This window comes from Micromonospora sp. C28SCA-DRY-2 (genome assembly GCF_030519475.1).
In the GTDB taxonomy this organism is placed as follows: Bacteria; Actinomycetota; Actinomycetes; order Mycobacteriales; family Micromonosporaceae; genus Micromonospora.
Genome location: NZ_JAUMKD010000001.1, coordinates 73,966 through 93,907 on the forward strand (window position 1 = coordinate 73,966; position 19,942 = coordinate 93,907).

Sequence of the window (19,942 nt, forward strand, 5' to 3'; positions counted from 1 at the left end):
GCGTGCCGTCGCGGCGTGAGTGCGGAGGGTCTCCGGGAGGGTCGACGGGCACGAAAAAAGAGGGAATCGCTCCCCTCCATTTTCAAGGTATAGCGGACCGGGGGGCTTGCCGCAAGACCCGGGTCGTGCCGCAGAATCGCTGGCCGAGGTCAGAAACCTCGGGAATTGGGGGGAATTGCGATATGGGTACCGTCTTGTCGACGTCTGGGGCGGATGGGGATGGCGGACCGGTGGCGGGACCCGCGGCCGGTGGCGCCGGAGGCCGCGCGGCCGGCGACACGGCTCCCCCGACCAGCAGCGTGTTCGACCTGCCCGACCAGCTCGCCGCCAAGGCCGACCCAGCGCTGATCGGCCGCGACGAGCAGCACTTCGCGGCCATGGCGGAGAGCCTGGAGCAGGTGTTCGCCGACCTGACCGACCGCCTCGACGCGGCGCGCAGGGCGCCCGGCGGCAAGGGCCGGCAGGCGGTGGACCGGGACCAGGAGATCCGCCGGCTGACCGCCCGCCTGCGTACGTTGAGTCGCTACGGTCTGGACCTCTGCCTCGGGCACATGGTCAGCGCCGACGACCCCGAGCCGGTGTACATCGGACGGCGTGGCCTCACCGACAGCTCGGGGCGTCGGCTGCTGCTCGACTGGCGCTCCCCCGCCGCCGAGCCGTTCTTCGGCGCGACCCACGCCAACCCGATGGGGTTGGCCAGCCGCCGCAGGTACCGCTGGACGAAGGGCCGGATCACCGACTACTGGGACGAGGTGTTCAGCCCGGACGGGTTCGACGGGCACGCCGCCGCGCTCGACGACCAGTCCGCCTTCATCGCCAGCCTCGGCGGCAGCCGGTCGAACCGGATGCGGGACGTGCTCGGCACCATCCAGGCCGACCAGGACGCCATCATCCGCGCCGGTTCGAGCGGCGCGCTCGTGGTGGACGGCGGTCCGGGTACCGGGAAGACGGTCGTCGCGCTGCACCGCACCGCGTACCTCCTCTACGCCGACCCGCGGCTCGGCAGCCGGCGGGGCGGCGTGCTCGTCGTCGGTCCGCACCAGCCCTACCTGGCCTACGTCGCCGACGTCCTGCCCAGCCTCGGCGAGGAGGACGTGCAGATCTGCACCCTGCGGGACCTCGTCCCCGAGGGCGCCGCGGCGACCGTGGAGACCGACCCGGAGGTGGCCCGGTTGAAGTCGTCGGCCGACCTGGTGCGGGCGATCGAGGCGGCCGTCCGGTTCTACGAGGAGCCGCCCCGCAAGGGGATGACGGTCAGCACCGAAGATTCCGACATCCGGCTGACCGCCGACGACTGGGCCGAGGCGTTCGACGCACCGGATCCCGGTACCCCGCACAACGAGGCGCGCGACGAGATCTGGGAGGAGCTGCTCACCATCCTGACGGACAGGTACGACGGCGACGAGCCGGAGGAGCTGGTCCGCAGGTCGCTGCTGCGCAACGCGGAGCTACGCCGGGCCTTCAACCGCGCCTGGCCGCTGCTCGACCCGGCCGACCTCGTCGGAGACCTCTGGTCGGTCCCCGCCTACCTGCGCACATGTGCCCCCTGGCTGAGCGCGGACGAGATCCGGACGCTACAGCGCGACGACCCCCGCGCCTGGACCGTGTCCGACCTGCCGCTGCTGGACGCGGCCCGGCAGCGGCTCGGCGACCCGGAGGCGTCCCGACGCCGGCACCGGCACGAGGCCACCGTGGCCGCCCGGCGGGAGCACATGGACCAGGTCGTCGACGACCTGATCGCATCCGACGCGTACGACGACGGCGAAGGCCTGATGACGATGCTGCGTCAGCAGGACCTGAAGGACGCCCTGGTCGACGACGGCGCACTGCCCGGCGCCGAGCCGGACCGGCTCGCCGGCCCGTTCGCGCACATCGTCGTGGACGAGGCCCAGGAGCTGACCGACGCGGAGTGGCAGATGCTGCTGCTCCGCTGCCCGTCCCGGAGCTTCACCATCGTCGGCGACCGCGCCCAGGCCCGGCACGGGTTCACCGAGTCGTGGCAGGACCGGCTCGGGCGGATCGGGCTCGACCGGATCAACCTGGCGTCCCTGACCATCAACTACCGGACGCCGAAGGAGATCATGACGGCAGCCGAGCCGGTCATCCGGGCGGCGCTCCCGGACGCCAATGTGCCGACCTCCATCCGCAGCGGCGGCGTGCCCGTCGTCCACGGGTCCACCGCCGAGCTGCGCCCGATCCTGGACACCTGGCTCGCCGCGCACGCCGAGGGGATCGCCTGCGTCATCGGCGATCCCACCTTCGCCGCGACGTCCCGGGTCCGTTCGCTGACCCCGGAGCTGTCGAAGGGGCTCGAGTTCGACCTGGTCGTCCTCGTCGACCCCGAGACGTTCGGCGACGGCATCGAGGGGGCGGTGGACCGCTACGTCGCGATGACCCGGGCGACCCAGCAGCTGGTCATCCTGACCAGTTCCTGACACCGTGTCCGCCGCCAGCGGTCGGCGGGCGACCCGGCGGGGTGAGCCGGCGCCGTGACGCGGTCGCCCGTACCCGCCTCTCCCGGCCCATGACCGGGGACAGGCGGGTGCGGGCGGCCGACGGTGCTACGGCTGCCCGGCGGCGCAGTTGTTGCTCTTGCGGGTGACGGTGTACTCGGTGTCGTCGTTCGTGATGCCCGACGGCTGGCCGTCGAAGTAGGTCTCCACCTTCTCCCAGCCGCGGCGCTGCTCGTAGTGCAGGTGCGGGGCGCCGGAGTTGCCGGTGCTGCCGACTCGGCCGATCTGCTGGCCCTGGGCGACCCGTTGGCCCTCGGCGACCAGCGGCGGTTCGAGCAGGTGCAGGTACTGCGTCTCCCACTTGCCACCGTGGTCGATCTTCACCCAGTAACCGCCGCCCCGGCCACGCGGGCCGTTCGGGTTGTCCGGGGTACGCCCGCCCAGGGAGCCGTTGATCCCGGCGACCGTGACCGTGCCGGCGTAGGACGCGAGCACCGGCCTCCCCCACGCCTCGCCGGTGGTGGGGAACAGGTCGACGTCGAAGTCGTCGTGGCCGGGGTAGGTGCCGAGCTGCCAGGTCTCCCCGCAGGCCACCGGGAGCTGGAAGAGCGGACGCGGGCCGGGCGGCCGCAGCAGCGGCACCACGACCACCGCGACGGCGACGAGCGCCAGGGCCGCGGCGAGCGCGAGGATCCACCGGAGGTTGCGTCTGCGGGCGTGGCGGCGGGTGCGGCGTCGGGCTGGAGGGTGGCCGGTCGTCACCGCCCGAAGCATGGCAGACGCCGGCAAGGCTCCGGCTCCCGGGTGGCGCGGCGGATCATTCCGTGAAGAGCTTCGCCGCGGTGGTCAGGGTCTGCACGACGCCGTACCCGAGCAGCACGGTGACCAGCGCCCAGGAGATCCAGAGCCGGGCCTGTTGCGTGCCGACGGCCTGCGCCGGGGGTCGGCTCTGCGGCCCGAGCGCGACCGGGTCGGTCTTCTCGGCCGGCGCCACCGGCACGGCGCCGCCGGTGTCCGGTTCGTGGAAGCGTTCCGGGACCGGGCGGACCAGCAGGTTGGCGATGAAACCGACGGCCAGCACGCCGACCATGGTGAACAGGGCCGGCCGGTAGGCCGACGCGGTGAGGGTGCCCGGCTTGCCCTGCGTGTCGAGGATCCCGTTGACGATCAGCGGGCCGGCCACGCCCGCGGCGGACCAGGCGGTCAGCAGCCGGCCGTGGATGGCGCCGACCTGGTGGGTGCCGAACAGGTCCCGCAGGTAGGCGGGAACGGTGGCGAAACCGCCGCCGTAGAAGGAGATGATGACGCCGGCCAGGAGCACGAACAGCACGGTGGCGTTCTGTCCGACCACCGCCAGCAGGGTGTACAGCACCATGCCGAGGCCGAGGTAGAGCACGTAGATCGGCTTGCGGCCGATGAGGTCGGACGTCGTCGACCAGACGAAGCGCCCGGCCATGTTGAACAGCGACAGCAGGCCCACGAAGCCGCCGGCCGCGGCGACCGAGACCGCCGACACCCCGTTGTCCCGGAAGAAGTCCTGGATCATCGGTGCGGCCTGTTCGAGGATGCCGATACCGGCCGTCACGTTGGTGAACAGCACGATCCAGAGCAGCCAGAACGAGCGGGTGCGGATGGCGTTCGCGGCCGAGACGCTGGCCCGGGTGATCATGGGTTTCCGCGCCACCGACGAGGGATCGAAGCCGGCCGGGCGCCAACCCGGCGGGGGCACCCGCACGTTGAACACGCCGAACATCATGATCACGAAGTAGCCGATGCCGAGCGTGAGGAAGAGCCCCACGAGCGCGCCGCCCGAGGCCACGGCCCCCGCTCTGGCCGGGTCGAAGCCGGGGTCGTAGAGGGAGAGCAGCTGGCGCGACAGCGGGCTGGCGAGCAGCGCGCCGCCGCCGAATCCCATGATCGCCAGACCGGTGGCCAGCCCGGGTCGGTCCGGGAACCACTTGATCAGCGTGGAGACGGGCGAGATGTAGCCGATGCCGAGCCCGATGCCGCCGATCACGCCGTAGCCCAGGTAGAGCAGCCAGAGCTGCCGGGTGGCGATGCCGAGCGCGCCGATCAGGAAGCCGGCCGCCCAGAAGCACGCGGAGGTGAACATCGTCTTGCGGGGCCCGCTGCGCTCGGCCCAGGTGCCGCCGACCGCCGCCGAGAGACCGAGCATCACGATCGCGATGCTGAAGATCACGCCGATCGCCGTCTGGCTGACGTCGAACCGGGCGATCAGCGAGTTCTTGTACACGCTGGTCGCATAGACCTGGCCGATGCACAGGTGCACAGCGAGCGCGGCCGGCGGGATCAGCCACCGGCTGTATCCGGGGGGCGCGACGGTGTGCCGAGGGTCGAGCGCGGCCAACACGGGCACTTCCGCACCTCCTGCGCGCGAACGGGCGGTCCGCGGTGCGACGGCCGTGGCAGGTCCCACCGCGACAGGACACGGCGGGGTACCCGGACAGCGCCGGTTCATCCCACGTCAGGCGGCGGGACCGCCCGGGCGCGACGGGCGCACGATGGTCGGCCGGTGGCAGGCATCCGGCGGGACCCCGCCCGCTCGCGGGGGTACGCGCGAGCGGCGAGGTCCGCGGGGCCGGTCGGGCGACCGTCAGGTGACCCGGCTCAGGCCGCGCCGGCCGTTGCCTCGGCGGACGTTCTCCGTCCGGCCGTCGGCGCCGAGCATCCGGCGCGCGGCCTCGAGCCCGGTCAGCGCCGCCCCGTACGCGGTCAACTCGCGCTGGAAGTGCTCGACCTTGGCGTACCAGTACTTGAGCTCCGGGTTCATCGACTTGGAGTTGATGTAGTTGACGATGTCCGTCTCCGGGTCGATGCCCCGGCGCGCGCAGCAGCGGTCGAAGCGGGCCTTGGTGCGGTCGTACTTCTCGGTCATCGCCGCCAGGCTGGCCTCCGCCTCGAGCAGCCTGGACTGCAGATACGCCACGTACTCACGGGGAATCGACGGGGTGGCGAACTCCAGTCGGGTGGTGGGCAGTGCGGACATCGCCGTCACCGCCCCGGACAACTGGCCGGGCCGTGCCGCCGGCGCGACGTGACCACCGGGTACGGGCGCCGGGCCGGCACGCTGCCGGACGTCCCGGGCAGCGCCGCCTGCCGAGCTACGCATCCGTTCAACAAGATCATGGTGACCGCCTCCACTCGCGCTACGTCGGGTGCACCGCCGGCGGGGAGGTCGAGCCCTGGCTGGCCCGGCGACGTTGCCGCCAGCCACCGCCGGCGCAGTGATGTACTTCTACCCCTGCGGGCGGCCGACTATGCCCGGGCACGGACCTCGGTGCTTCGGCGCGGCTGGTAGGTGCGTGTCGTGACCCGGCGGCGGGTGCGCGCGGTCTCCGTGGTGTGCACCCCGTCCGGCGTCGACGTGCCGCGCGGCACGGCTCAGGCGGGGTCAGTCGCGAGCAGGCCGCACAGCAGGCTCCGCTGGGCCCGCTCGAAGAGGTCCGTGGCCGGGGGTGCGGCGGGCGGCTGGGTCAGGGCTGCCACCAGATGGGGGTACGGACCGACGTCGAGGCCGGCGAACGTGAACCCCTCCCCGGCCGTCCGCTTGCGGGCGAACAGGATGGAGATCCCGTTCATCACGCCGATCGCCTCGAACTTGGCGACCGGCGTCGCCGGGACCGGTGCCATGATCCGCAGGCAGGCGTCGAAGAACGCCAGTGCCTCCGGGCCGATCGCGGAGGCCCGTTGGCTCAACTCCGACAGCCAGGGGTGCCGCTCGTGCACGGCCCGTTGGGCGCGGGCCATCCGCAGCATCGCGTCCAGCCAGTCCCCCTCCGGCTCCGGATACGGCCGCAGTTCGGCGGCCACCCGGTCGGCCATCAGGTCGAGCAGGTCGTCCCGGGAGGACAGGTACCGGTAGAGCGAGGCCGCACCGGTCTCCAGTCGGGTGGCGACCGCCCGCATCGACACCGCGGCCAGCCCGTCGGCGTCCGCGATGGCGATCGCCGCGGCCACGATGTCGTCCCGGCTGTGGGCCGGGGTCGGGCCCCGGGTGCCACGTTCGGGTCGGCGCCAGATCGACTCCCGCTGGGAGTGGCCGGATTTCGGGGCTGCGTCGCTCACCGATCCACTGTAAACTGCAAACGCCGTTCGCAGTTTTTGGCCAACGCGGAGACGCGGGGAAGGCGGAACACCATGGACCGGATCATCGCCCCGGACGGCGAGAAGATCGTGCTGCACTCCACCGGCGCCGGGCCGGACGTCGTCGTGGTGCACGGCGGTGGGGTCACCATCGAGCCCTACCGCAGGCTGGCCACCGCCCTCGCCGAACGCTGCACCGTGCACCTCTACAACCGGCGCGGCCGGGCGGACGCCCCCGCGCGCCGCGAGCCGTACACGGTGGCGCAGGAGATCGAAGACCTCGGCGCGGTGCTCGCGCACACCGGCGCCCGCACCGTCGTCGGGCACAGCTCGGGCGGCTTCATCGCGCTGCGCGCCGCGCTCACCCTGCCGATCGCCCGGCTCGCGCTCTACGACCCGGCCGTCTCGGTCGACGGCATCCTCACCGGCGAGTTCATCGCCTCGGCGCGGGCCGCGCTGCGCGCCGGCGACCCCGCCCGCGCGATGGCGATCGTCGGCGCCGCCGCCAACCCGCACCTCCCGGCGTCCCGACTGCCGCTCGGCGCGCAGACCGCGCTCTGCCGGCTCTTCCTGCGCACCCGGATCGGGCGGCAGATGAGCGAACTGCTCGACATCACCCTCGACGAGACCGCCCTGGTCGCGGCGCACGGCGGCGCGCCCGAGCAGTACGCGGGCGTGAACGCGGAGGTGCTGTTCGCCTACGGGCAGGCCGGGCCGCCGTACTACCCGAAGATCGCGGCCGCCCTGGCCACCGCCCTGCCGCGGATGCGGGTGCTGCCGGTGCCGCGCTGCGGCCACGACGGCATCAACCGGGCGCCGGCCCGACTGGTCGACCCGCTCGTGGCCTTCCTGACCGCGACGGCGTGAGGCGCGCGGCGGGGGCGCACCGGCGGGACCGGCGCGCCCCCGTTCGGTCGGCGGCTCAGCGGCGGACGTATTCCCCGCCGCCCGGCGTGACCGCCGCCGGTCCGGCCAGGCCGGCCACGGCGCCCGCGGCGCTGGCGGTGCCCGGGTACAGGTAGAAGCCGCCGACCACGTCGACGACCACATCCGCGCGTCCGGTCAGGTTGTGCACGTGGAAGGCGTCCCGCGGCCCGATCCCGGCGAGCACGCCGTTCGAGACGATCTGGCCGGCCTCCGGATTCAGGTTGCTGGAGGCCGGCTTCGCCACGCCGGCGTCGGCCGGCCAGACGGTGAACACCGTGTTCCGCTCGGGGGCCACCGCCGTCACGTTGGTGGCCAGCACCTGGGTGGCCGCGTCGATCAGGCCGGGCGGCGGACCGCTGGCCAGGTCCACCCGGCCGGTCTCGCCGGAACCGAGTGTGCGCAGCCGCATCCCCATCCGGCTGTCCACGATCCGCACCGGGGCGTTCGCGCGGAAGCGCAGGCCGTCGGCGACCAGACCGTCGTCGATCACGCCGACCAGGTCGACCACCAGGTGCGTGGTGGCGGAGCTGTAGATCATGTAGCGGGCGGCGTCCTCCGCCCCGCAGGCGACCAGGGGGCAGCGCTGGGTCGTGACGTACGCCAGGTTCGGCACCACCTTGCCCGCCCGGTAGTTCACCATGGAGATCACCGGCGGAGCGTCCTCGCCGGACCAGGCGGTGAGGAAGCCGTCCTTCAGCGGCTGGACCGCGGTGATGTTGAGGACGAGCGCCTTGACGTGCCCGTTGTAGTCCACCGCGCCGAAGTCGGCGAAGTCCACCCAGTCGTTGAGCGCCGCCCCGGCGGGCAGCGCGCCCCGGTGGTCCGTACGGCTGTCGAAGAGCCGGACCGGCGCCACCGGGCGGTACTGCCCGCCCTGGCCCAGACCGGCGGGCGCGACGCTGGCTCCCTGGTAGAAGGCGACCACGTCGACCACCACATGGGTGCTGCCGGCCCGGTTGTAGATCGAGATCCGCCCGCTGGGGTCGAGCTGGACGGTGACGCTGTTGGAGCCGAGCCAGTCCTTCGCGAAGTTGACCGACGACGCCGTGGGCCGGGGCCCGCCGGCGGGATAGACGGTGAGGAAGCTGCCGGCGGTCGGACCGGTGACCGTCACGTTGAGCACGGCGGCGGCGACGCCGGTGCCCGGCACCCCGGCGCGTCCGGCCACCTGGAGCACGAGTGACGAGTCGGGACCGAGCTTGCCCTGGCGTCCACCGAGCCCCGACCGGGTGTCCAGCAACCGGGCCGGACCGACCGGGTAGTACGTGCCCTTGGCGCCGTCCGTGACGGTCGCCTCGATCGGCACCGCCTGCCGGCCGGCCGGACCGTTGTCGGGCAACTGGAGCAGGGCGGTGCTGCGGGCCACCCGGTCGGGTCGGAAGGTCACCACCACCCGGCAGCTGGATCCGGGCGCCAGGACCCGTCCGGAACAGGCGTCCTCGCTGATCGTGAAGGCGCCGGGATCGGCGCCGGCGAGGGTGGCGGCACCGAATTGGACGTCCGCGGTGCCGTCGGAACCGAACTCGACCGACGTCGACCGGGACTCGCCGACCCGCACCGGCTCGAACGCGAGCCGGGACCGGTCGGGCACCGCGGCCACGTAGTCCAACGAGGAGTTGAACCGGATCTCGCCGGTGATCGGGGCGGGCTGGCCGGCACAGGTGAACCGGTAGACGGCGGCGAACACCTCCACCGCTCTCGATGTCGGGTCCTGCCGCACCTCCTGCACGGTGATCGTGCCGGTGCTCTCCGCGCAGCTGCGGCGAGCGGTCGAGGTGAGGTCGAGCCGGGCGTGGGTGGCGTCGGACAGCGGAGCGGTCGGGTAGGTCCGCCCCACCTCCCAGGGGCCACCGGCCGGCGGTTCGGTGACCAGGTTGGTCCGATGGTCGGTGGCGTCGCCGGGGACGACCGCCTCGATGAGGAACGACCCGCCGGGCTCGGTCCCCACCCGCATCGTCGCGGAGCTGTCGTCGTAGGCGGCGGACCCGCCCACCGACAGCGGGGCGTGCTCGCCGAGGTTGACGGTGAAGGCGGTGTACGGGGCGGTGGGCGCGGCGAGCGCCATCCCCGGTAGCAGGGCCGTGGCACACGCCCCGGCGGCGAGTACGCCGAGAAAGGTGCGAATTCTGCGCACGTGGACACCCCGTGGGATCGAAGGATGACGAAGGAACCGACCGGCGGAACCCGACCGGGGACGAGACGTGAGCCGTGGAACCGTGAAGCCGGCGAGATTGCCGACACACTAGGGGCCTGGCTCCGGGGCCGGCAACCCCGTCCGGCACCGTCCGAGGACGGGCGGTGGGCAGATCCGGATCAGTGCCCTCGTAGCCGGCGGCCCGACGCCGGGCGGCGAACGTCGCGGACGCCGCAACCGGCGGGGCTGGGCCTGACCAGGCGGCCACCGGACGGCCCGGTGGGGCGATTCCGACCCGCCGGAACCGCCCCACCTCGGTCAGTGCCACAGCCGACCGCCGGTCACCTGAAGCCGCCGGTCGCCCCCCGCGGCTCGGGGCCGGCTCAGAAGCCGAGGACGGCCCTGCCCCCGACCACCGGCAGCCGCAGCTCGCTGTCGCCCGGCGCGACCCGCAGCCGGGTGCCGCCGAGCGGCAGCAGGGTGTACTCCTGGTCGCTGGAGAAGACGACCACCCCGATCCGGTGGCCGGCCGGGAAGACGTAGTCCTTCGGCTCCAGGGTCCACCGGTAGTCGTACCGCTTGCCCTGCTTCACCGGCTGGGTGCGGGCCGGGTCGTTGCGGTTCTGCGGGTCCATCCAGCCCCGGGTCACCACGGTCGGCGTGGCGGTCGAGCCGGCCGGGCCGTAGTCGACCAGGTACACGGTGAGGTTCGCGTCCGGCTTGTTGTCGATGGCCATCCGCAACCGCATCTCGGGGCGACCGGAGATGCGGACGTCCCGGCTCAGCGCCGGGGACCGGTAGACCAGCCGGTTCGGGCTCGCCGCGTCCGGGTTGGCCACCAGGGCGTCCGGGTGGATGGTCCGGCCCTCGTCGACGAAGCTCTGCTCGACCCTCCCCTGTGGCCGCCCGCCCGTGGTGAGCATGCCCGGTCCGGTGGCGTCGGTCGCGGCCAGCTTCAGGGCGACCGCGCGGGCGCCCGGGTCGGGCCAGTTGCGGTACGTGGTGTAGACGCGGTTCTCCCGCTGCACCACCGCGGTCGGCTCCTCCATGATTCCGTTGCGCACGCCCCAGAGCCAGTAGTCGAACCAGCGGTTCTCGGTCTGCTTGTATGTCCAGGTCCGGCCGTCGGGCAGGGTCACCGACGCGTTGCTGCCCGGGCCGCCGTGCCCGCCCTGGTGCAGCCAGATCTTGCGCGGTACGTCCCGCCGGGCGAGCTCGTCCCACCAGCCGGCGAAGTGCTCGGTCTTCACGTTCCAGTCGTTGAGGCCGTGCACCACGAAGACGCTCGCCTCGACGCGCCGGGCGTCGAGGTGGTCGCGGTCCCGCCAGAAGCTCGTGTAGTCGCCGGTGACCCGGTCCTGCTCCGCGGTGAGCCGGGCGATCTCGTCGGCGCAGGGACCCTCGGCCCGGGCCCGGCCGGCGGTGAACCGGGCCAGGACGTCGGTGTCCTCGCCCTGGAACGTCCCCGGCGCGACGACCAGACCGTTGGCCCGGTAGTAGTCGTACCAGCTGCTGATCGCGGCGACCGGCACGATCGTGCGGAGTCCCTCGACCCCGGTGGTGGCCACCTGGTTGGGCAGCGTGCCGTTGTAGGAGACGCCGGTCATGCCGACCGCGCCGGTGGTCCAGCCGGCGGTGACCGGCGCGCCGTTCGCGTCGTACCCCGGCGCCCGCCCGTTCAGCCAGTCGACGACCGCCCTGGTGCCGAGCGTCTCGGCGTGGTCGCCGCTGGTCGGGCAGCCGTCGGAGTCGCCGGTGCCGACGCTCTGGCCGAGCACCACCGCGTAGCCGCGCGGGACGTAGTAGTCGTCCAGCGAGCCGGGCAGGTTGGCCTTCGCCCCGGCGCGCTGCACGCCCAGGTCGAGCGCCCGCAGCCCGGAGCCGCGGGTCAGCCCGTTCTGCGGCAGCTCGTCCACCAGCACGCTCGGGTACGGCACGTCGCCCCAGACGTCCTTGCGGTACGGGCTGTGCTCGAAGATGACCGGCACCTTGAGCCCCTGGGTGGCGGTCTCCCGGGGCCGGGAGATGTCGATCGCCACCCGGTCGAGCCGGCCGTCGTGGTCGGTGTCGACGGTGGTCTGCACGTACACCCGCTCCTCGATCGCGTCGGCGAGCGAGAAGACCGGCTGGGTCATGCCGTCGACGACCACGATGCCGGATGGTGGGGCGGCCGCGGGTCGGGCCGCCGCCGGGGCGGCGCTGAGCAGCAACGCGCCGGACACGCCGACGCCGAGTAGGGCCAGATAGGGGGATCGACGCACGCGCGGCTCCCTTCGTCGGGCCGTGGCCACGGTCGGCCAGGGGTGCCCCCGAACATGTCACATGGCGGGCGTGGGCGGCAGTCCCGTCGATCGATCCATCGCCGATCCGTCCATTCACGGCGGCCGCGCGCCCGCCGCCCTCAGTCGCCGGTCGCGTCGGGGCCGTCACCACGGACGGCCCCGCTGCGGCGCCGGCCGGGCACCGCGAGCGCGAGCAGCGCGACCGCGAGGACCGGCAGCAACGCCGGCAGCGGTGCCGTGACCGGCCCCGGCGACGAGGGCTGGCCGATCGCCACGGCGACCACCGCCTCCCGGCGGTACCCGGGCTCCAGGAACGCCGAGCCCCCGGTGACCACCTCTGCCGCCTGCCAGACCATCGGCCGGGCCGGCCCCGCGCCCGCCAGGTCGGCGGCGAGCACGGCGGTGACCAGCAGCAAACCGCCCAGCACGGCCGGCACCCCGGAGCGCCACCGTCGGCCGGCGGCCACCACGAGCACCGCCAGCCCGGCGGCGACCGCCACCATGGTCGGCACCCGCGCGCCGAGCGTGACCAGCCGCCGGGCCAGCGTCCCGCCGTCGACGTCGACGAGCAGGACGGCCGCCACCACCGCGACGACGGCCCAGGCGACGCGGCGCGGCCAGCGCGCCTCGGTCCGCGGCCGGTCGGCCAGCGTCACCACCGTGCCGCCGCAGATCAACCAGGTGCCCAGCACCATCGGCCAGTGCGCGGTGAGCTGCGCCGACAACGCCTCCCCCAGCCAGGCCAGATCCGCGCCGACGGAGTACGGCTCGGGCGCGCCCAGCGGCGCGTAGAACGGCGACAGGTACCTCGGCCCGCCCACGCCGCGCGCCGACAGCGCGGCGTCGACCGCGAGGACGCCGGCACCGGCAGCCACCAGGACACGCCCCCGCCCGCCGCCGAGCAGCACGATGGCGGCGAGCCCGGCGAGGGCCACCCCGGTCGCCTGCCCGGCGAGCACCGGCGCGTCCGACAGCGCCCCGAGTACGTGCACCACCACCGCGCCGGCAACCACCGACCAGCACACCGTTCCAGCAGACAGCCGCACGGCGCACATCCAACCACGCGATCGGTCGGCTCTCCCGCCACCAGTGGATCGCGGTCGCCGCGCCGCCGTCCCGCGCGGGCAGGCGAGCACCTACCGGAGCGCTGGCGAACTCACCGCCGCGACGGTCGCGGCCGATCGTTGATGATCGACTTGTGTCGAGCTGATGACGGCGGGCGACAGGGTGGGGTTCACCTGCCGGGGTGACCGGGAGGCGATGCGACCCGAGGAGGCATGCCATGGAGAAGGCCAAGGTCGAGCAGACCGGCACGAAGAAGCTGGCGCTCAAGGTCCGCAAGCTGGAGAAGCTGGAGACGACGGGCGTCCGCGACGCCGTCGGCGGCTGATCCGGCGACGGCGCTTCGGTCGCTACGGAATATCGGGGGTAGCGACCGAAGTGCCGTCTCCAGACCAGGTTTCGTCCGGGCTCCGGTCCTTCCCGGCCGGCGCGGGCGCCCCTGTCCCAGCGAGGGTTGTGAGGTCGCGGATGCCCATGCTCAGGCCACGTGTCAAGCGTGTCCATCAGCCGTACCGCCTGCCGGGGAGTCGACTGCTCATCGGGCTGATGCAGTACGGCGTCGCCGCCAAGATCCAGGACGACGAGGAGGGCAGCGTAGCCCGGATCCTGGCGCTGCTGGACGGCACCCGCGACCTGGCCCAGGTCTGTGCCGATCTCGCCGCCACCCACCCGGATCTGGACGAGGAGAGCGTCCGGGAGGTGGTGGACCAGCTCATCGAGCAGGGGTTCGTCGAGGACGCCGGCGCGCCGCTGCCCGACGGCTTCCCGCGCGAGGCCGCCGCCCGGTACGACCGCGCGCGGCACTTCTACTCCTGGATCGACCCCATTCCGCGCCGGTCGCCCTACGAGGTCCAGGCGCGGATCGGGCGGGCCCGCGTGGCCCTGCTCGGCCTCGGCGGCACGGGCACCGCGGTGGCCGCCGGCCTGGTCGCCAGCGGCGTCGGCAGCCTGCACTGCGTCGACTTCGACGTCGTCGACGAGCCGAACCTGACCCGCCAGCTGCTCTACACCGAGCGCGACGTCGGCCAGCCGAAGGTGAAGGTCGCGGTGGAGCGGCTGCGGGCGATGAACTCCGGGGTGGAGGTGACCGGCGAGGAGTGCCAGGTGCGCGCCGCCGCGGACCTCGCCCCGCTGATGGCCGACCGCGACGCCTTCGTGCTCTGCGCGGACAAGCCCGTGCAGCTCATCCAGAGCTGGACGAACGAGGCGGCGCTGCGCACCCGCACACCCTGGTTCATGGCCCTCTACACCGGCCCGATGACGGTCGTCGGCTCGTTCCTGCCGGATCGGACCGGCTGCTACACCTGCATGTGCCGGCGGCAGGACCAGCACGAGTTCTACACCGACGGCACGCCGCTGATCGAGCTGGAGCGACCCAACGCCGTCATCGCGGCGAGCGCCAACGTCACCGGGCACCTGTGCGCGCTGGAGGTCCTCTACCACCTCGGTGGGCTGCCGCGGCAGGTCGCCGGGCGGGTCTTCCACCACAACGTCGCACGCTGGGACCACCAGTACTTCGTGGAGGTGCCACGCGACCCCGACTGCCCCTCCTGCGGGCCGTCAACGCTGAGGGCGAGGACGTGACCGGCACGGAGACGGCGCGGGCAGAGCCGGCCGCGACGACCGGCAGCCGGGTCCGGTTCCACCCACTGCGTGGCCGGCCGTCCGACGACGACCCCGACGCGGTGGTGGTGGGTCGGCCGGACGTCGGCGCGTTCGTGGAGTTGCCGGCGATCGGCGCCCGGGCGGTCGGACTGCTCGACTCCGGGCTGTCGATCGGCGCGGCCGAGCACCGGCTCGCCACCGAGCACGACGTCGATGTCGACGTCGTGGACCTGGTGGAGGCGCTGTGCGAGGCGGGCATGGTCGCCGAGATCGACGGCCGGCGGGTCGTCGACCCGCACCGCCGGCTCCGGCCGCACCTGCCGGGCCTGCGGGCCCGGCAGGTGGCCTGGCTGTTCAGCCCCGCGGCGAAGCTGGCCTACCTGGCGCTGGTCGCGGCGACCCTGGTCACCGTCGTACGCCGTCCCGAGCTGCTGCCCTCGTACCGGGACTTCTTCTGGACCGACTACGTCGGCCTCGCCGTGCTCGTGAACACCGCGCTCTTCTCCGTCACGGTGACGGTTCACGAACTGAGTCACCTGGTCGCGGCCCGCTCGCTGGGCGCACCGGCGCGGATCCGGTTCGCGACCCGGCTGCACCATCTGGTGCTGGAGACCGACGTGACGGCGATCTGGTCGGTGCCGCGCCGGCACCGGTACCGGGTCTACCTCAGCGGGCTGCTCTGGGACCTCGCGGTCGTCTGCGGCGCGCTGCTGGTGATCGCGTACGCCGAGCCGCACCCGCTGGTCGCCCGGCTGCTGGCGGCCGTCGTGCTGGTGATCGTCATGTCGATGGCGGTGCAACTGCACGTCTACATGCGCACCGACCTCTACTTCGTCCTGCTCGACCTGCTGCGGTGCCGCAACCTGTTCCACGACGGCCTCGCGTACGCCCGGCACCTGCTGCGCCGGTGCGGCCACGCGGCGCTGCCCGGCCGGGTGGCGGCGGCCGGGGCGGACCCGAGCGCCGAGCTGCCGCCGTACGAGCGCCGCGCGGTGCGGATCTACTCGGCGGCGGTCGTGCTCGGCAGCACTGTCGCGCTGGCCAGCTTCGCCGGCTTCGGGCTGCCGATCCTGCTGCACGGGGCGGTCCAGGCCGGCTCGGCGGTGGTCGCCGGCGCGACCGGTGGCGGCCTGCTGCCGGCCGTCGACGGCGCCCTCGTCCTCGCCGTCGAGGGCACGTTGCAGGCGATCTTCCTCGGCACGCTCTACCGCCGGCACGCCCGGCGTCGCCGGCCACCGTCCCGCGCCGGTGACGTGTCGGGGGCCGAGGCCGTCCCGGCCGGCTGACCGGTCGCCGGCCGGCCCGCCCGGCGGGCCGGCCGCCACCCCACCCGGACTCCTCACGTTGCCTATTTCCCGCCCTCGCCTACTGTCGAGCCAGACGCGGCGACCCCGGTCCACGGCTGGTGGTCGCCCTGACCGGCGCTTCGGAGGGCGAACAGGTGCCAGCGGTGACGTTCCGGCTGCTCGGTCCGGTCGAGGTACGCGTCGACGACCGGCCGGTGCGCACGGGCGGCCCGCGCAGCCAGGCCATGCTGGCCGCGCTGCTGCTGGAGGCCAACCGGCTGGTACCGGTGCGCCGGCTGGTGGACGCCGCCTGGGGCGACCATCCCCCGGCGAGCGCCGAGGTGCAGGTCCGCAACCGGGTGGCCGCCGCGCGGCGGGCGATGCGCGCGGCGGGACTACCCGCCGACGTCATCGGCACCCAGGGCTCCGGCTACCTGCTCACGGTCGCCGACGGTCAGCTCGACCTGGACGTCTTCGAGGCACGGGTCCGCCAGAGCGACCGGCACGTCGACCAGGGCGCGCCGGAGGCGGCCGTGGCCAGCCTGCGGGAGGCGCTGGCGCTGTGGCACGGTCCGGCGCTGGACGGCCTGCGGACGCGCGCGCTGACCGCCGCCGCCCAACGGCTCGACGAGCGCCGGATGACCGTGGTCGAGCGGTGCCTCGATCTCGAACTGGGCCTCGGCCGGTACGACGAGGTGATCGGCCGGCTGCTGGAACTCGTCGAGGCGTACCCGTGGCGCGAGCCGCTGGTCGGCCGGCTCATGCGGGCGCTGTACCTGACCAACCGGCCGGGCGAGGCGCTGGACCGCTTCGACCAGCTCCGCCGCCGCCTGGCCGAGGAACTCGGCGTCGACCCGGCGCCGGAGCTGACCCGGCTGCGCGACCTGATCCTGCGCAACGATCCCAGCCTCCAGGCCGTGCCCGAACCGCCCAGGGAGCCCCGGGAGATCCGTGGTGGTTCCGGGTCGAGGCCGGCGGACCGGCCGGCCGCCGACGCCGGCCGCCCGGCCGGGACCGCGCCGGCGGAGCCACGTCCCGCGCCGGCCGCCGAGGTGCTGTGGTTCGGGTTGCTCGGCCCGCTGCGGGTGGAACGGGACGGCTCGGCGCTGCCGGCCCTCCCGCCCCGGTCCCGCGTCGTGCTCGCCTGCCTGCTGGTGCGGGCCGGCGAAGCCGTGGATCTCGACACCCTGGCGGAGGAGATCTGGGGCATGGATCCGCCGCCGGCGGCCCACGCCGAGCTGCGCGAGTGCGTCGACGCCATCCGGCGCCACCTCGGCCCGACCGGGCCGGACCTGCTGGTGCCCGCCCGGAGCGGCTACGCCGTGCACCTGGCGCCGGGACAGCTCGACGCCCAGACCTTCCGGCGGCTGACCGAGGCGGCCCGGGCCGCCCGCGCCACCAACGACCACCAGCAGGCGTTGACCCTGCTGGACCGGGCGTTCGCGCTGCGCCGCGGCGTGACGCTCGCCGACGTTCGCACCGGACCGCTGCTCAGCTGGTACACGGCGCAACTGGACGCGGAGTTCACCGCCGCGGTGGAGGAGCAGGCCGCCCTGCTGTTGCGACTGGATCGGGCCGGCGACGCGGTGCCGCTCCTGCGCCGGCACGTCGCCGCCAATCCGACCCGGGAACGGGCGCACGCCCTGCTGATGAACGGGCTCAGCCAGGCCGGTGACCCGGCGGGCGCGCTGGCGGCGTACGAACGGGCCCGGCTGGCCCTGCGCGAGCAGCTCGGCATCGAACCGGGGCCGGATCTGCGGCAGGCCCACCGGGCGGTGCTGACCCAGGACCGCACCCTCTGGGCGCCCGGCGCCCCGGTCACCGGTCCGGCGCCGGCGGCGGAACCGGCCGGGGTCCGACCGCGGCAGTTGCCGCCGGCGCCCGCCGTCCTGGTCGGCCGGGTCCGGGAGCGTACCGCCCTGCGGCTGGCCGCCGGGGCGTCCCGCGCCCGGGCGCGCCCCGCCGTGCTCGCCCTCAACGGCCCCGCCGGCTCCGGGAAGTCGACCCTGGCGGTGTGGCTGGCGCACACGTTCGCCGACCGGTTCCCGGACGGCCATCTCTACCTGGACCTGCAGGGTTCCACCCCGGCGCTCACCCCGCTGACTCCGCTCGCGGCGCTGACCCGCCTGCTGACCGGCCTGGGCCTTCCCGCCTCCGCGATCGCCGGGGACCAGGCGGAGGCGGTCGCCCAGTTCCGGTCCCTGTCGGCCAGCCGCAAGGTGCTGATCCTGCTCGACAACGCCATCGACGCGAACCAGGTCGCGCCGCTGCTGCCCGCGTCGGCGGACTGCCTGGTGCTGGTGACCAGCCGGATGATGCTCAACTCGCTGGACGGCGCCACGCACGTGCCGGTCGGCCCGCTGTCACCCGCCGAGTCCGTACGGATGCTCGCCGAGCTGATCGGCGCGGAACGGGTGGCGGCGGAGCCGGAGCAGGCCGCCCGGCTCGGCCGGTTGTGCGAGCACCTGCCGTTGCCGCTGCGGGTGGTCGGTGCCCGGTTGGCCGCTCACCCGACGCTGCCGCTGCGCCGGCTGGCGGACCGGCTGACCGACGACCGCAACCGGTTGGACCTGCTGGAGCTTCCGCAGTTCAGCGTCCGGGCCTGCCTGCGGTCGGGATACCAGCAGTTGCAGGAATCCGGGAACCCGGTGGACCAGCAGGCGGCTCAGGCGTTCCGGCTGCTGGCCGAGCTGGCCGTGCAGCCGTTCGACGCCGCCGCGGTCTCCGCGCTGTTGGACGTACCGCCGGCCCGGGCCGAGGCCGTCGCCGAGCGCCTGGTCGAACTGCAACTGCTGGAGCCGCTCGACTCCGACCGGTACCGGCTGCACGACCTGCTGCGCCTCACCGGTCAGGAACTCACCCGGGGCGACGGGTCCGGTCAGCAGACCCGCGCCGCCGCGGAGCGCGTCATCGCCTACTACGTGGCGACCGCCTGGGAGGCGGCCAACGCCGTCCGGCCCGGACCGCTGGACCGCGGTCCGGTCGAGTCGCCGCACGCCGTGACCTTTCCCGACCCGGCGGCCGCCAACCGCTGGCTGGAGCGCGAGCTCCCCACGCTGCTGGCGGTCGCCCGCCGTCATCCCGGCACGGCGGCCCTGGACCTGTTGCGGTCGATCAACCACTACCTGGCGCCCCGGTCCCGCTGGACGGAACTCGGCGAGCTGGCAGCGCTCGCCCGGGACGCCGCCGGCGGCGATCCGTGGGGTGAGTCGCTCGCGCTGACCTCGCTGGGGCTGGCCCGGCACCGTCTCGGTGACCCGGAGGAGGCGCTGGCGCATCTCGGCACCGCACTGGCCATCCGGCAGCGGATCGGTGACCCGCTGCAGGCCACCACGTTGCAGCTCATCGGCCTGATCCGCTACGAGATCGACCAGCCCGCCGAAGCCGTCTCGTGTTTCGTCCAGGCGTACCGGCTGCACCGCAGGACGGGTAACGACTTCAACCTGGCGATCAGCCTGCACAACCTCGGCGAGGCGTACGACGTCCTGGGCCGCCCGGCGGCCGCCGAACGTTTCTCCCGCCGGGCGCTGAAGGTCCGGCAGGCGCTGGGTGACCGGTTCCTGGCGATGACCCGCGTGTCGGTCGGCCGGGCCCTGGTGCGGCAGGGCCGGGCGGAGGAAGCCCGCTGGTGGCTGGACCGCGGCATCGCCGAGGCCCGCGAGGTGGGATACGGCGAGGCGGAGTGGCACGGCCTGATCGTCCGGTCCGAGGTGGCCGTGCGCCGCGGTGAAGCCGAGGCCGCCCTCGCCGACCTGCACCGCGCCGGTCACCTCGCCGAGGGCCTGGGCCGCCCCTTCCTGTACGGCATCGTGCTGCGGCAGTCCGCCCGGGTTCACCAGATGACCGGGGACGTCGGCCTCGCCGAGTCGAGCCGGTCCGCCGCGCGGGAGATCCTGGACAACTGCGTGACCGGCCGCGATCCCGGGATCGAGAACTTCCTGGCCGACAGCGACCCGGATCCCCGGGCGGCAGGTCCGGCCGACCGCCGCCGCCCGGCCCGGATGACCGGGAACGGTCTCCAGGTCGGCGCCACCCGGCGCTGACCCGGCGCCACCCGGCGCTGACCCGGCGCCACCCGGCGCTGACCCG

Annotated in this window: 12 protein-coding genes; 5 read left to right on the forward strand and 7 right to left on the reverse strand. The window is 74.0% G+C overall.

Features of this window, described 5'->3' with window-relative positions:
• Positions 1-299: 299 nt before the first annotated feature.
• Complete coding sequence (gene helR / locus Q3W71_RS00330; RefSeq protein ID WP_302918682.1) at positions 300-2,435, forward strand: RNA polymerase recycling motor ATPase HelR; 2,136 nt, start codon at positions 300-302, stop codon at positions 2,433-2,435.
• A gap of 126 nt (positions 2,436-2,561) precedes the next feature.
• On the opposite strand, the gene Q3W71_RS00335 is transcribed toward helR, so the two are convergent.
• The 4 genes from Q3W71_RS00335 to Q3W71_RS00350 all read right to left on the reverse strand — a co-directional run bounded on the left by Q3W71_RS00335 (position 2,562) and on the right by Q3W71_RS00350 (position 6,539).
• Complete coding sequence (locus tag Q3W71_RS00335) at positions 2,562-3,227, reverse strand: M23 family metallopeptidase (protein ID WP_302917247.1); 666 nt, start codon at positions 3,225-3,227, stop codon at positions 2,562-2,564.
• 43 nt (positions 3,228-3,270) lie between these two features.
• Entirely contained in the window at positions 3,271-4,824 is a 1,554-nt protein-coding gene (locus tag Q3W71_RS00340) for an OFA family MFS transporter (RefSeq protein WP_302918683.1), read from the reverse strand.
• Positions 4,825-5,067: 243 nt separating this feature from the next.
• Positions 5,068-5,460 carry a hypothetical protein gene (locus Q3W71_RS00345; protein ID WP_302917248.1) on the reverse strand — a complete coding sequence of 131 codons (393 nt, stop codon included), beginning with the start codon at positions 5,458-5,460 and terminating at the stop codon, positions 5,068-5,070.
• Between the two features lie 395 nt (positions 5,461-5,855).
• A complete protein-coding gene (locus Q3W71_RS00350) occupies positions 5,856-6,539 on the reverse strand; it encodes a TetR/AcrR family transcriptional regulator (RefSeq protein WP_302917249.1) in 684 nt (227 codons plus the stop codon).
• A 72-nt stretch (positions 6,540-6,611) separates the two neighbouring features.
• Between Q3W71_RS00350 and Q3W71_RS00355 the strand changes: the two genes are divergently transcribed.
• Positions 6,612-7,424, forward strand: a complete 813-nt coding sequence (locus Q3W71_RS00355) for an alpha/beta fold hydrolase (protein WP_302917250.1) — start codon at positions 6,612-6,614, stop codon at positions 7,422-7,424.
• A gap of 55 nt (positions 7,425-7,479) precedes the next feature.
• Here Q3W71_RS00355 and Q3W71_RS00360 read toward each other — a convergent pair whose 3' ends face one another.
• The 3 genes from Q3W71_RS00360 to Q3W71_RS00370 all read right to left on the reverse strand — a co-directional run bounded on the left by Q3W71_RS00360 (position 7,480) and on the right by Q3W71_RS00370 (position 12,946).
• Positions 7,480-9,618 (reverse strand): hypothetical protein, encoded by a 2,139-nt coding sequence (locus tag Q3W71_RS00360; protein ID WP_302917251.1) that lies wholly within the window; start codon positions 9,616-9,618, stop codon positions 7,480-7,482.
• Between the two features lie 383 nt (positions 9,619-10,001).
• Positions 10,002-11,879 (reverse strand): Xaa-Pro dipeptidyl-peptidase, encoded by a 1,878-nt coding sequence (locus Q3W71_RS00365; protein WP_302917252.1) that lies wholly within the window; start codon positions 11,877-11,879, stop codon positions 10,002-10,004.
• Between the two features lie 140 nt (positions 11,880-12,019).
• On the reverse strand, positions 12,020-12,946 hold the full coding sequence (locus Q3W71_RS00370; RefSeq protein WP_302917253.1) for a hypothetical protein: 927 nt from the start codon (positions 12,944-12,946) through the stop codon (positions 12,020-12,022).
• Between the two features lie 490 nt (positions 12,947-13,436).
• Here Q3W71_RS00370 and Q3W71_RS00375 point away from each other — a divergent pair, with 490 nt between their 5' ends.
• From Q3W71_RS00375 to Q3W71_RS00385, 3 genes are all read left to right on the forward strand, one after another.
• Entirely contained in the window at positions 13,437-14,546 is a 1,110-nt protein-coding gene (locus Q3W71_RS00375; protein ID WP_302917254.1) for a ThiF family adenylyltransferase, read from the forward strand.
• On the forward strand, positions 14,543-15,853 hold the full coding sequence (locus Q3W71_RS00380; RefSeq protein WP_302917255.1) for a hypothetical protein: 1,311 nt from the start codon (positions 14,543-14,545) through the stop codon (positions 15,851-15,853). The genes Q3W71_RS00375 and Q3W71_RS00380 overlap by 4 nt, the downstream gene beginning before the upstream one ends.
• Before the next feature lie 164 nt (positions 15,854-16,017).
• Positions 16,018-19,896: a BTAD domain-containing putative transcriptional regulator gene (locus tag Q3W71_RS00385; RefSeq protein WP_302917256.1), complete on the forward strand. Its 3,879-nt coding sequence runs from the start codon at positions 16,018-16,020 to the stop codon at positions 19,894-19,896.
• Positions 19,897-19,942 lie beyond the last annotated feature (46 nt).

Coding starts and splice junctions, on each gene's coding strand:
- Q3W71_RS00335 (WP_302917247.1), bottom strand. CDS start 3,227: ATGCTTCGGGCGGTGACGACCGGCCACCCTCCAGCCCGACGCCGCACC.
- Q3W71_RS00345 (WP_302917248.1), bottom strand. CDS start 5,460: ATGTCCGCACTGCCCACCACCCGACTGGAGTTCGCCACCCCGTCGATT.
- Q3W71_RS00355 (WP_302917250.1), top strand. CDS start 6,612: ATGGACCGGATCATCGCCCCGGACGGCGAGAAGATCGTGCTGCACTCC.
- Q3W71_RS00375 (WP_302917254.1), top strand. CDS start 13,437: ATGCTCAGGCCACGTGTCAAGCGTGTCCATCAGCCGTACCGCCTGCCG.